Annotated in this window: 10 protein-coding genes; 4 read left to right on the top strand and 6 right to left on the bottom strand. The window is 54.9% G+C overall.

Annotated elements, in window-relative coordinates; translation table 11 throughout:
• Window positions 1-207 precede the first annotated feature (207 nt).
• Together RO22_RS06230 and dusA are read left to right on the top strand one after the other, a co-directional pair.
• Window positions 208-1014, top strand: coding sequence for a sulfite exporter TauE/SafE family protein (locus RO22_RS06230; protein WP_039859307.1), 807 nt, complete (start codon window positions 208-210; stop codon window positions 1012-1014).
• Between the two features lie 198 nt (window positions 1015-1212).
• Window positions 1213-2286: a tRNA dihydrouridine(20/20a) synthase DusA gene (dusA, locus tag RO22_RS06225; protein ID WP_041157862.1), complete on the top strand. Its 1074-nt coding sequence runs from the start codon at window positions 1213-1215 to the stop codon at window positions 2284-2286.
• Window positions 2287-2332: 46 nt separating this feature from the next.
• Here dusA and RO22_RS06220 read toward each other — a convergent pair whose 3' ends face one another.
• Window positions 2333-3787, bottom strand: coding sequence for a catalase (locus RO22_RS06220; protein WP_009287288.1), 1455 nt, complete (start codon window positions 3785-3787; stop codon window positions 2333-2335).
• 208 nt (window positions 3788-3995) lie between these two features.
• A complete protein-coding gene (locus RO22_RS06215; protein WP_009287287.1) occupies window positions 3996-5027 on the bottom strand; it encodes a succinylglutamate desuccinylase/aspartoacylase family protein in 1032 nt (343 codons plus the stop codon).
• 206 nt (window positions 5028-5233) lie between these two features.
• Here RO22_RS06215 and RO22_RS06210 point away from each other — a divergent pair, with 206 nt between their 5' ends.
• Both RO22_RS06210 and RO22_RS06205 read left to right on the top strand, forming a co-directional pair.
• On the top strand, window positions 5234-5845 hold the full coding sequence (locus RO22_RS06210) for a TetR family transcriptional regulator (RefSeq protein ID WP_039859306.1): 612 nt from the start codon (window positions 5234-5236) through the stop codon (window positions 5843-5845).
• 76 nt (window positions 5846-5921) lie between these two features.
• A complete protein-coding gene (locus tag RO22_RS06205; protein ID WP_009287286.1) occupies window positions 5922-6851 on the top strand; it encodes an alpha/beta fold hydrolase in 930 nt (309 codons plus the stop codon).
• Between the two features lie 55 nt (window positions 6852-6906).
• Here the strand turns inward: RO22_RS06205 and RO22_RS06200 are convergent, their stop codons facing one another.
• The 4 genes from RO22_RS06200 to RO22_RS06185 all read right to left on the bottom strand — a co-directional run bounded on the left by RO22_RS06200 (window position 6907) and on the right by RO22_RS06185 (window position 13780).
• Window positions 6907-7593: a hypothetical protein gene (locus RO22_RS06200; RefSeq protein ID WP_041157861.1), complete on the bottom strand. Its 687-nt coding sequence runs from the start codon at window positions 7591-7593 to the stop codon at window positions 6907-6909.
• A 186-nt stretch (window positions 7594-7779) separates the two neighbouring features.
• Window positions 7780-10968 (bottom strand): efflux RND transporter permease subunit, encoded by a 3189-nt coding sequence (locus tag RO22_RS06195; protein ID WP_027959768.1) that lies wholly within the window; start codon window positions 10966-10968, stop codon window positions 7780-7782.
• A complete protein-coding gene (locus RO22_RS06190; RefSeq protein ID WP_027959769.1) occupies window positions 10968-12239 on the bottom strand; it encodes an efflux RND transporter periplasmic adaptor subunit in 1272 nt (423 codons plus the stop codon). Before RO22_RS06190 ends, RO22_RS06195 begins: the two co-directional genes overlap by 1 nt.
• A 77-nt stretch (window positions 12240-12316) precedes the next feature.
• The gene (locus tag RO22_RS06185; protein ID WP_009287284.1) at window positions 12317-13780 is read right to left on the bottom strand and encodes a TolC family outer membrane protein; all 1464 of its coding nucleotides are present in this window, start codon (window positions 13778-13780) and stop codon (window positions 12317-12319) included.
• Window positions 13781-13808 lie beyond the last annotated feature (28 nt).

The raw sequence follows: 13808 nt of genomic DNA, 5'->3' as shown, positions 1-13808 counted from the left end.
ATTGCCCCGGAGCCTGTCAGGCTTGACCGATCGTCGCGAAAAGCACACGAATTTGCAGTAGATCCGCATTCAGTCTGACAGGCTCCTAGCAGCTTACCACTGCATAGCCGCCACCACAGTGGAATACTTGTATTGGCCCCGCGACAGGCACCGCTTCAGGTACAATATGCTTATCATGCTAACAAGACACTTTTAGGAGCAGCGGCTTTGGACATCATTTGGTGGTTGGCCTATATAGCACTGGGCGGTTTTGTGGGCTTGATGGCGGGCTTATTGGGGATTGGTGGCGGCGGCATTATGGTGCCAATTCTGACGTCGCTTTTCGTACTCCAAGGCGTGCCCCACGAGCACCTTGCCCACTTGGCTTTAGGCACCGCCATGGCGGCCATCATTCCCGCCTCTACCGCTAGCCTGCTTTCCCACCATCGGCACGGAGCCGTTCGCTGGGACATCGTGCGCTTTATTACCCCTGGCATATTAATCGGCACCTTTTTGGCGACCTTTATCGCTGCGCTGCTGCCCACCCGCGGCCTTGCCATCTTTTTCGCCTGCTTTATGGTGCTAATGTCGCTCCAGATGCTGGCAAACATCAAGCCCAAACCGAGCCGCGGCTTACCCGGCCCTATCGGCGTAAGCGGTGTGGGGTTGGGCATCGGTGGCATTTCCGCGCTCGTTGCTATTGGCGGTGGCTCACTAACAGTGCCCTTCCTCACCTGGTGTAACGTCATGCTACCCCGAGCAATAGGCACCTCAGCAGCCGTAGGACTCCCTATCGCAGTTGCTGGTGCACTTGGCTACATAATCAACGGATGGTCTATCCAAGGACTGCCCAGTGCAGCGCTCGGCTACGTTTACCTGCCCGCGCTACTGCTCATGGCGCCCTTCAGTATCCTAACGGCTCCCATCGGAGCAAAATTAGCGCATAGGCTGCCCGTCAAACTTCTCAAACGAGTATTCGCGTTTATGCTGATGGGGCTGGCACTGCAGATGGTGTATGCGGTGTTTACTGCTTAAACCCAGGCTTTAGCGTAAGGTCCTTTCTCGGAATGCTAAAATGGGCAGTATATGAGAAACTGCCGTCCTTTTTACGGCGCTTGCGAATCGTTGCCATACTTGCCTCTCAGATGTACCAAATCAAAAGCGGCTCAAGTACCAAATATGTACCAACGAACCATGTAAAACGCCGCTTAACTACTGTAAATATGAACAGCTATGAATGATACCACAACCGCGCAAACCCGCATGAAGTCTGGCATTTTCCGCCCGGAGCTGGATAGAACTTTCTCCGTAGCGCCCATGATGGATTGGACAACCCGCGATTACAGAGCGCTAGCACGCACCTTAACCAAGCGTGCGCTGCTGTATACCGAGATGGTCACTACCGGTGCGATTTTGCACGGGACGCCCCGTGAGCGCTTTTTGGGCTATAACGAGGTGGAGCATCCGCTTGCACTGCAGTTAGGCGGCAGCGACGCCGGTGAGCTGGCTGAGTGCGCAGCGATTGCCGAAGCCTGGGGCTATGACGAGGTGAACCTGAACGTCGGCTGCCCGAGTGACCGCGTGCAGAACAACCTGATTGGCGCGTGCTTGATGGGCTACCCCGAAAAGGTGGCAGAGGCAGTGCGGGCAATGCAGGCTGCGGTGTCTATTCCGGTCACGGTGAAGTGCCGTATTGGTATTGATGACCAGGATGAGGACGCTGATCTTGAGCGGTTTATCGCTATCGTTGCTGACGCAGGCTGCGAGGTGTTTACCGTTCACGCCCGTAAGGCGTGGCTGCAGGGTTTGTCGCCCAAACAGAACCGCGATGTGCCGCCGCTTAACTACCCCCGTGTTCACCGTCTAAAGCAGAGCCGCCCTGAATTGCATATTGGCATTAACGGCGGGATTAAAACGCTGGCGGAGTGCCAAGCGCAGCTTACCCATGTGGATAGCGTGATGGTGGGGCGTGAGGCGTATCAAAACCCGTGGCTGCTCGCTGGTGTCGATGAACAGTTGTTTGGTGAGCAAGGCCCGGCAGAGAGCCGTTTGGATGCTGCGAACGCTTTCCGGCCGTATATTCAGCAGCGCTTGGATGAAGGCGCGAAGCTGAATCATATTACCCGCCACCTGCTGGGTTTATTCCAGGGTTGCCCCGGCGGCAGGCGCTTCCGGCGTCATTTGTCAGAACACGCCCATAAAGAAGGCGCAGGATTGCGCCTATTTGATGAAGCGTTAAGTTTAGTGCGTGAGCCAGAGGCTCAAGACACACAGCCCGCCGCCCTTTCTGCCCCCCTTCCCGCTTAAGCGTTGAAGGTGTGGACGGCGCGCCGTGTGCTTAAAAAGTCACGCGTTAGCCGCCTTTCACGCCTTTAGCGATGCGGTCGCCGACTTCCTGGTCAATATTGCGCCAATACTCAAACGCACGCTGAAGCACCGGCTCCGTAACACCATCCGATAGATGACCAACAACGTTCGACACCAAACGGTCACGCTGGGCGTCATCCATCACTTCACGCACCAGGGTATGGGCCTGCCCCCAATCGTCGTCATCGCGGCGCAGGGTGTAGGCGGTGCGCACAAAGTCACCACTCACTTCCCAGGTGTTATCCATAGGGTAGCGCTCAGCATCGGCAGAGGGGCCGCCTTTCGAGTTGGGTGCATAAACCGGGTCGGTGACATTTTGCACCCGCATCGCGCCATCTTTAGTGTAGCTGTGCACCGGCGACTTCGGCGAATTCACCGGGATCTGCTTATAGTTCACGCCAAGCCGCGCGCGGTGGGCATCGGCGTAGGAGAACCCACGCGCCAGCAGCATTTTATCAGGGCTTAAACCGGTACCTGGTACCATATTATTGGGCTCAAATGCCGCTTGCTCGATCTCGGTGTGATAATCCGTGGGATTACGATCCAAGATGAGTTTACCCACTTCAATCATCGGGTAGTCCGCATGGGGCCACACTTTGGTCAGATCGAAGGGGTTATAACGGTAGGTCTTCGCCTCTTCAAACGGCATGATCTGCACTTTCAGCGTCCAGCTGGGGTGATCGCCATTTTTAAGGGCTTGATAGAGGTCGCGGGTATGGTAGTCAGCGTCTGCGCCAGCCATTTTGTCCGCTTCTTCCTGGGTGAGGAAATCGATTCCCTGGTCGGTTTTAAAATGGTACTTGACCCAAAACCGCTCACCCTCTGCGTTGATCCACATATAAGTATGGCTGGAATAGCCGTTCATATGACGCCAGGTTTTCGGGATACCCCGATCCCCCATCAGCCAAGCCACTTGGTGAGCCGATTCAGGCGACAGCGTCCAGAAATCCCACTGCATATCATGGTCACGAAGATTGGTATCTGCGCGGCGCTTTTGCGAGCGGATAAAGTGCTGAAACTTCATCGGGTCGCGAATAAAGAACACCGGTGTATTGTTCCCCACCATGTCGAAGTTGCCTTCTGTGGTGTAGAACTTGATCGAGAACCCGCGCGGATCACGCCATGTGTCCGGGCTACCCCGTTCGCCGGCCACGGTTGAGAAGCGCATCAGTGTTTCAGTGGTCGTGCCCGGCTGGAACACGGCTGCCTTGGTGTACTTGCTGACATCATGAGTCACTTCAAAGCGCCCAAAACCGCCGCCACCTTTGGCGTGAGGCTGACGCTCGGGAATACGTTCACGGTTAAAGTTTGCCATCTGCTCAATCAAGTAGTGATCGTTGAGCAGAATCGGGCCGTTGGGTCCTATGGTAAGCGAGTGTTCGTCACTGGTGACCGGTATACCCGCATCTGTCGTGGTGTGATTAGGTTTATCGCTCGTCATCGCTTTTCCTCCATGTCACGGTAGACGTGGCGTTTGATCGCCACTCGTTCGAGTCCGATGAAAGCTTAGCTATTTGTTTTGGGTGTTATCATTTTGAGTAGCCGCTAACAAAGCCCGTCCTTAGGTATAGTCAAATGGCTACTGACTTGCCATTTATAGTAGCTAATCCTTAACTATTGAAGCGATAGCGTTGAGTTATGAACTACGATTAATAAAACGAATCAGGTGGCGGCACCAAGCTTGAGTTAAAGCTCTCAATAGCCGTTTCTGCCTCATCAATTTCATCAAAACGGGCAATATGGAATAGCGCCTCTCCTTCATTGGCCAGCGGCAAGCGACTCATGCCAATCACAATACCGTCGGCAGCGGCGCGCACTTCGCCTTCATCATTGCCAAAAGGGTCAGCGACTTTGCCCAGCACCTCGCCTTTCGCAACGCGGGCGCCTAGGCGCACCTTGGGGCGCAAAATGCCGTCGATAGGTGCCCGAGCCCAGCTTGACCCTTTGGCAAGCTCCGCGGGTGCTGGCGTGCGGCGGCGTTGTTCGCCGGTCAGCATGCCTAGTCGGCGCATGACTCGCAGCACACCGCGAACCCCTGGGGCAATCGCCCACTCGTCAAAACGCAGCGCCTCGCCGGCTTCATAGGTCAGCACTGGAATCCCGCGGTTCTGAGCGTAGTGGCGCAGGCTACCTTCACGCAGTTCCGCATTTAGCACTACGGGCGCACCGAAAGCATCGGCCATACGCTCGGTTTCGCTTCCAGGACGGAGCTGGGCACGAATTTGCGGCAGATTAGTGCGGTGGATTGCACCGGTATGTAGGTCAATAATATGGGTAGCGTGATCGACGATTTGTTCGCGAAACAGATTTGCAATACGGCCGCCAAGTGACCCCGACTCGCTGCCTGGAAAACAGCGATTTAGATCACGCCGATCAGGCAAATAGCGGGTTTGCTGCAAGAAACCAAGTACGTTTACAACCGGCACAGCGATCAAGGTACCGCGGATACTACTAATCGCTTTCGCGCGCAGTACCCGGCGGACAATCTCCACGCCGTTGATTTCATCGCCGTGAATGCCACCACATACCAACAGCACTGGTCCATCCTTACGGCCATGAACGACTTCGACAGGAATATGCAGGGGCGTATGGGTATATAAGCGCGCCACCGGCACATCAACTTGTAAGCGTTGGCCGGGCATAATGGTATGTTCGCCCAGCTGAAAAGGAGCTCGCGCCATGCTTTCTGTCCTGTTTTTTTAATTCGTTTTGCTCACGACATTAGGGCCAGTTTCATTGCCTGTTTATACGCTTTCAGTCGTGAAATGACGAATTTGTTAACCCACGTTATGAGATGGCTCATTTAACCATACAGTTTTGAATGTAAATGTTCTCCCTCTTAGGTTAAAATATGACCATACTGTGTCGATAATGAGGTTGCATTTCCATGGCAAGAAAGACCAAAGCAGAAGCGGCTGCTACACGAGAAGCACTGCTTGAAGCTGCTGAAGAGGTATTTTTTGCCAAGGGCGTGGCGCGCACCTCCTTAGAGCAAATTGCTCGCCATGCAGGCCTTACTCGCGGCGCCGTTTATTGGCACTTTAAAAACAAAGGCGACCTGTTCATGGCGCTGGTTGAACAGGTGCGTATGCCCTTCCAATCGCTGATGGATGAGGTCGACAAAGCCGACGCCGAATTATCACCATTGGAGTCTATACGACTGGCCTGCCATGCGGGTTTAGTGCGCCTTGAGCAACCTTCTTATCAGCGAATACTCTCCATCCTGCTGCATCGCTGCGAGTTCTTCAGCGATATTAACCCGCTCGACATGCAGGAGCAGATCGGCAACGAGTGTTTTGAAGAGATGCTGAATGTCTTTGTGCTCGCTGAGCAGCAACAATTGTTGCGCGAAGACCTTAGCCCCGAAATTGCAACGCGCTTGATGCAGTCCATGCTGGGAGGCCTGTTCCACGACTGGCTACGTAACCCCGGAGCTTTTTCGATTCGGGAACGCGGTGGCGAGCTGATTGATACCTCTATTCGCATGATGCAGCGTTAAACATTGCACCCACTCTCGCTGCAATGCAGCAAGTATGCTTATACTGGCCCCACTGTTCTAGCCGTGTGAGTACCCTATGGATGCCTTGGAGTTTGTTCGCATACGCGAATTAGAAGTCGCCGTACGCATTTGGAACCCTACTGCCCCCCGCACTTTGATCGCCTGGCATGGCTTTGCTCGTCACGGTGGCGACTTTAGCGCGCTGGCGCGGGAACTCGGCAGTGAATGGCGGATTATCGCCCCAGACACCCCGGGCCGCGGCTTATCAAGCTGGTCGCTTTTCCCTGCTCACGACTACCTTTATAGCCATTACGTGACAGTAGCAATCGCACTGCTTGACCACTTTGAACTCGATTACATCGATTGGCTGGGCACCTCGATGGGTGGCCTGCTAGGTATGTTGATCGCCGCTGACCCACAACACAGTGGGCGTATTTCCCGGCTGATTCTTAACGATGTGGGCCCCGAGCTGAACACGCAGGGTCTTATTGGTCTCTCCAGCTATTTCGGCGTTACCCACCGCTTCTCTAACTTCAGCGAACTCCAACAAGAGCTCAATCAGCACTACGCTAGTTTCGGTATTACCGGTGAATCCGCATGGCGCGAACTAGCGCTCAACAGTGCCCGTCGGTTACCGGATGGTAGTTGGACGTATCACTTTGATCCGCGCATCGGCGAGCAGTTTGTACACGATACGCCGCGCGACATGTGGGCAGACTGGGCGAACATTCGCTGCCCGACGATGGTGATACGCGGTGAGGAGTCCACACTTTTAGACCCGGAAACACTACCGCGGATGACCGCAGCACAGCCTAAGCTTGTGACGCTTACAGTGCCTGACTGTGGTCATGCGCCCATGCTGGATAAACCAGCACAGGTAGACCCCATTCACGACTTTTTAAACCGCCCCGCACCTCGTCCTACCTCCGTTGATAAGACGCAAAACGCCACTGTCTGGCAGCGTGCAGTGCAGTGGCTGACACAGCAGTGGCGGCGTTGGAAATAACCGGGATGCCTAGCATTTAGGCTTCCCGGTGACGCCCTTCAGATAGAACGTCGTATTAGTGGGAGGTGGAGTAATGGGTTGAGTGGCGATTTTTCTGGTTTAGCCGCAGTCTATTCAAACGAACTCGCGTTTCGAGATACGCCTTCTCAGAGACGCTGCGATAGGCGCCCTCTTCAGGTAAGTACTTCACCAGCACTCGGCGCTCCCCCTGTACAGGTAGGGCATCGTGCTTGCTCAGCAGTTTGACCCTGCTATTGGGCTCATTATCAATGACTGCGAACGCCTGCCCACCAGTACCTTCGCGCTCAGTCACCACCACCGTTTGCCCCAGTAAACAGCGGCGCGTGAAGGGGCGATAACGGTGCAGCCCACGGTGCAAGGCCTGGCAGAGCATAGCCGCCAAAGACGAAGCAACCACCAGCGTAGCCCATAGCACCAGCACCCCTACCGGTATACGTATCAAGCCAAGCGGTAGCCACCGCAATACCAGTAGTTCGATCACCAATGTAAGCACTGCTGCAATGGTCAGAATCACCGTCAAGGCCAGCGTCGCGGGAACCCCAGCGAAGCCTAGAGAAACCAGCGTGCTGGCGAGATGGTCTTCTTTGAGGCTATCGCGTTCAAACAGCTCCAGAGGGGCTAAACGGATAATCACTAACAGCCAGTAAAGAGCCAACAACCCGAGTAGCAACGTAAAGACGATGGTCGGAAACTGCGTAGCAGCGTGCAGTAGATCGTTCATGATGGCGCCTCCCCCGGTACTTAGCCGGTGATGTATTGTTACTTCCAGCTTAGTCCAGATTAGCTTTTGGGCGCCACCTCTACCTTGATCTTAGTCAGCTAGCTTGATTATCGTGACCGCAATAAAAAGCGGGTGCCATCCGAAGATAGCACCCGCCTGTTCTTGATGGTGGTTAATCGCTAAGGACTAGGCTTTGTCATGCTCAAGTGCCGACTGTGAGCTATCATGCCTATTCCCTTTCATCTTGCGACCTAGCCAATCAGAAACGGTTGCAATCATGGCGTAGAAGCTGGGAATAAACAGGCTGCCCAAGGTGGCAACTGAGAACATACCCATAGCGACCGTGGTACCAATGTGATGACTGCTCACGTCGCTGGCACCGGTCGCCAATGCGAGCGGTAAGGTACCAAAGATAAATGCCAGGGAGGTCATCACGATGGGACGAAAGCGCAGCTCTGCTGCTGTAATCGCCGCTTCACGGATTGATTTTCCCTGCTCCTTACGCTGCAGTTCGGCGAATTCGACAATCAGGATGGCATTCTTCGCCGCAAGCCCGACCACCACCAACATGCCGATCTGCACATACACACTGGTGTCCAGCCCGCGCAACGCGATACCCCCAATACCCCCCAGGAAAGCAAAAGGCGTTGCAGTCAATACCGCTAGCGGTAAAGACCAACTCTCATACTGAGCCGCCAGGATCAGGAAGACCATCAATAGGCCGAAGACAATCGCTAGCGTCGCGGCGCTGCCCATATTGGACTCTTGGTATGCGGTACCCGTCCAGCCCATGCCCCAGTTGCTGCCCAGCGCTTCCTCCACGACTTCGTTCATTGCTTCGATCGCCTGAGCTGAGCTATAACCAGCAGCTGGCTCACCCTGGAACATTGCACCGGCATAAACGCCGAAACGGGACACTACCGACGGACCGGTTTGGCGCTCAAGCTCGACAAATTCAGAGAGCGGAATACGTTCGCCATTTCCGCCACGCACGTAAACGCTGCTGACGTCTTCCGGCGTCTTCCGGAATTCATCTTCGTTTTGTAGATAGACCTGAAAATTACGGTTTTGATAGCTGAAGTAGTTCACAAAGCCGTTACCAAAGGTATTACCCAGAGCCGAGTTAATGTTCTCCAGCGCCACGCCGTAACTTAATGCTTTTTGCTGATCAATGTTGGCACGATAAGACGGGACATTAACGTTGAACGTTGTAAATACCCGGTTCAAGGCAGGATGCTGGTTAGCTTTCTGCATGATTTGCAGCGATGCTTCATACAGCTCACGTGCCGATGCACCATCAAAGGACTGCAAGTAGCCGGTAAAACCACCAGTGGTCGAAAGCCCCATGATAGGTGGCAAGTTAAAGGCCATCGCGGAACCACCATCAATACTTGCGCCCAACCCCATAATGCGCCCTACAAGTTCTGTGGCAGTCAAATCACGCTCAGACCAAGGGCTTAGATTGATAAACATTACCCCCCGAGCGGTATTCACGGAACTCGACAAAATGTCATAGCCCGCCACCGCGGAGGAGTATTCCACACCGGGAATATCTTCAATCGCTGCACTGAGTTTTGACATATAGCGCTGGGTGCGATCCAGCGACGCGGCGTCAGGAAGCGACACGCTGACCAGCACAACCCCCTGGTCGGTTTCCGGCACCAGCGTTGAAGGCGTATTGGCGTAGAGCCAGTAGGAACCAACCCCTGTCGCTACCGTGAGCGCTAATGCTAACACCCAAAACCGTACCAAGCCTTTTACGACCCACATATAGGCAGCGGTGATCCCCGCAAACAGTCGGTCAAACAGGCGTAGCGGTGTATTTAGGGCGCGTTTGAATTTGGACTGCCCGGCACCGGCGATTTTGTGCTTGATAAAAATCGCTGACAGAGCAGGGGTAAAGGTCAGCGCCATTAACGCCGAAATGGCCACCGAGATCGCCACGGTAATTGCAAACTGCTGGTAAATCTGCCCGGTAAAGCCGCCCAGGAAAGCCACGGGTACAAACACGGCTGCCATGATCAACGAGGTCGCAATCACCGGCCCGCCGACTTCTTTCATCGCCCGAATAGTCGCGTCGCGTACACTGATATCGTCCTCTTCACTCAGCACGCGCTCGACGTTTTCCACTACAAGAATGGCATCGTCGACCACTATCCCTATCGATAGCACCAAGGCAAATAGCGTCAGCAAGTTGATTGAAAAACCAAACATGTAGAAGCCTGCGAAGGTACCTACGACCGCAACCGGCACCACCGACATGGCAATCACGGTGAAACGCCAGTTCTGCAGGAAAATAAACAGAATGACGATAACGATCAGAAAGGCTTCAATAAAGGTGTGGAGCACCGTTTCCACGGAGGCATCAATAAACAGGGTGGTATCATAAGGGGCAACATACTCAAGCCCGGGCGGGAAGCGACCGGCTAGTTCCTCCATGGTATCCCGCACACCCTGCGCAGTTTCCAGCGCGTTAGCACCGGGCTGCTGGTTAATAATAATCGGCGTCATGGTTGAGCCGTTCAAACGCGCATCAACCCCGTAAAAAGATGCCCCAAGTTCAATACGCGCGACGTCTTCCAAGTGTAGCGAAGAGCCGTCGTTATTGGTGCGTAGGTAAATATTACGGAAGTCGTCGACATTATTAAGGCGGCCGCCAGCGGTAATCGTATAGGTGTACGCACGCGGCTCACTTTGCGGCGTCGATGCCAAATTGCCCGCAGGCACTTCAGTATTTTGTGCCCTAATCGCGCTGGCCACTTCACTGGGCGTCAGGTCGTACTGGGCCAACTTATCCGGATCCATCCAGATACGCATGGCAAACTCGCCGCCGCCCAACACCTCGGCATTACCCACACCCGGCACCTGGCGCAGTTCATCAAGCACGTTAAGGGTCGCGTAGTTCTGCATATAGATGTTGTCGTAGTCGCCATCAGGCGAGGTCAACGCGATAAACATCAAAATCGAGTCAGAGCGCAGCTCAACGGTGACACCTTGTGACTGCACGGCCTCAGGTAACTGCGAAAGCGCTCCCTGAACCCGGTTGTTGACGTTGATGGTGTTAATGTCGCCGTCGGTGCCGATGTCAAACGCCACGCTTAAGCTCATGAGGCCGTTATCGGCGCTGTTGGAGGTCATATAAAGCATGTTCTCAACGCCGTTAATGGCTTCGGCGATGGGAGCCGCCACCGTTTGCGCAACGGTTTCAGCGTCCGCCCCAGGGAACTGCGCTTGCACCGATACCGTCGGCGGCACCACGCTGGGGTACTGCTCAATCGGTAGAATACGCATGGACATCACGCCCACCAACGTCACGATAATCGCCAATACCGTGGCAAATATCGGGCGGCTGATGAAGAAGTTAGAGAAGTTCATTATTGCGCACCCTCTTCTCCTTCAGCGGGCTGGTCATCACCTGCCCCCTCTTCCATTGTCTCTGCCGCTTCAGACTGCTGTTGGGCCTCTTCTTGCTCCACATCTTCAACGATGTCCTCAGCGTTACCAGCAAACGGCTGAGGATCAATCACCATACCCGGCTCTAAACCAGCGGGGTCGCCGACCACTACACGCTCCCCCGGCTCAAGCCCCTCACGAATCAACTGCCATGGGCCAGCCACTTCGCCCAATGAAACAGTCCTTTCGCGGGCTTTGTCCTCGTCATCCAGGACAAACACTTGCGGGCCCATTAGCCCTTGGGTAACGGCAATTTCCGGGACTGCCATCACATCAAAACGCTTCAGGCCCTCGATGCGTACACGTACAAATTGGCCGGGCAGTACGGTCGCCTCAGGGTTTTCGAAGGTTGCGGATGCCTGCACGGTACTGGTGCCGCTATCGACTCGAGAGCCCAGGAAGTCCAAATGCCCTTCTAATTCGGAATCGCTGCCGCCACTCACGCCAGGAATGCTCAACCGCGCACGAATATCCGACGTATCACCGCCGTCACTCAACTGACGACGCAGCTCAAAGGCATCCCGCTGAGGCAGTTGGAAACGAACTTCCAGCGGATCCAGCGGGGTGATCGTAGCCAGCTCCGTACCCGAAGTCACCAAATTGCCCACGTTAACTTGGCTCAAACCGATCATGCCTGAGACAGGAGCCGTCACCTGGGAATAGCCTAAATCCAGGTTGGCACTGGTCAAAGCGGCTTCTGCTTGGGCGACGCTCGCCTGAGCTACTCGTTGGTCGGCCAACGCCTGATCATACTGCTGGCGACTCACTGAGTTTTGGCTTAATAACTGCTCGAAACGCTGGGCATCACGCTGGGCGCGGGCAAGCTCGGCACGAGCGCTCTGTAAATCGGCTTCACGCTGATTGACCGTGGCCTGGTAAAGATCGGGCTCGATGGTGTAAAGACGATCCCCCTCCTCCACCAACTGGCCGGGTTCAAAGTGGCGTTCCTCCAGAAACCCATTGACTCGGGCCACCAAAGTGACTTCATCATCACTGCGTAGCAGTGAGGGGTACGACTTATCCAACGGTATATCTTGACGCACCATTTCGGCCACTTCGACCTTATGAGGTGGAGCTTCTTGCTGGGCACCCTGTTGAGGCGCCTCGGCTTGTTCTTGACCGCAGGCTGAAAGTGCCAGCGCAGCTACTAGCGTCACCAGACTCGCTCGGCGTGAGTGAATCATCTTCTTCATACGTTGCATTCCCATATATCTTTTTTAAGGTGACCGATAGCACATGCGCACCTGAATCACTTCCAACCGACAAGCCATTACGTGCCAGGTTGGGGCGGTGCACCGATGTTGAGCGCGGACTCATAGCGGTCGTTGCCACCGCTTTCGGGCAAGGTGAAATTCACCTCATCGCCGGTTAACCACGCATTGACTTCTTCAATGGCGTCTACATCCAGGCGCCCGGCCTGCTGACGCAGTGAGAGCAGGTTAACGACATAGTCGTAGCGAGCCTCGGCGTAGTTGGCGATGGCGTTATACAAATTCTGCTCAGCGTTCAAAACGTCCACGATGTTACGGGTGCCGACTTCGTAACCGGCGCGCGTCGCTTCCAGCGCACTTTGGTTGGATACAATGGCCTGCTCGCGAGCCTCGACAGTTTCCACATCGTTGCTGACTTGAGTGTACAGAGAGCGAACCTGTTGAATTGACGAACGACGCTGGGACTCGAAATCATACTGGCTGCTTTCAAGTTGATAAGTCCCCTGGCGGATGCTGGCGCTGGTACTGCCGCCGGTGTAGACGGGTAAATTAGCGCGTATGCCTACTTGGCTAGAGGAGTCATTTCCAGTGGTGTTATCAATATCACTGTCGCCATACTGATAGTTGCCAAAGGCTGAAAGGGTGGGCAAACGACCCGCACGGGCAATTTCCACACCGCTGCGTGATACCTCAATCCCCGCCTGTTGCGCCAATACCTGAGGATTGCGCTCAATGGCTTGCTCTACCCAGTAGTCGCGGTTGCTGGGTTCCGGGAGGGCGATTGGCATACTGTCGCCCAACGCTTCAATACTGGCGTAGCGCTGGCCGGTCAGCTGCTCTAGTGCCTCAAATGCCACCTGCAGATTACTCTCTGCGGCAATGCGATCAGCACGGGACTGGTCAAAGGTAGCCCGGGCCTCTTCGACTTCGGTAATCGCAATCAAACCGACCTCAAACTGTTCGCCTGCCTGTTCAAGCTGACGGCCAATGGCTCGCTCTTGGGCAAAACGCGCTTCGAGGACTTCATAAGCCCGCAAAATATCAAAATAGGCGCTGGCCACGTCAATTAATAGCTGCTGTTCGGTAGCTGCCAGCAGGTATACCTGCTGGTCAATCTGCCGCTCGGCCTGAGTGACTTGGCGGCGCGTGACCTCATCATAAAGCGCTTGGGTGGCTTCGAGGGTGAGCGCTACGGTGTTGTAACGGTCATCACCAGCGCTCACATTACCCGTTCCAGCCCCTGTTCCCGCTCGGGATGAACCCTGACTTTCATATTGCTCGTTATGCGCCACGGTGCCCGAGGCGTTAATTTGGGGGAGTAACCCACCGCGGGCAACGTCTCTGCCTGCTTCAACACCCAAATACTCCGAGCGCGCCGAAGCAAGCTCAGCGTTATTATCCAACGCATCACGGGTAATCGTGATGAGGTCGGCGGCTTGAGCAGGCAATACAAAAGAAGCAGTAAATACCGCTAACAGTAGGGGTCGTAAAGGGGCATTGACTGCCCAGTGTGCCAGTCGCATGGGATTGCCTCTAGGTATCAGCGTCAGA

This window comes from Halomonas sp. KHS3 (genome assembly GCF_000830495.1).
GTDB classification, from domain to species: domain Bacteria; phylum Pseudomonadota; class Gammaproteobacteria; order Pseudomonadales; family Halomonadaceae; genus Vreelandella; species Vreelandella titanicae.
The sequence above is the reverse complement of the archived record's forward strand: the minus strand, read 5'-3'. Positions and strand labels throughout refer to the sequence as shown.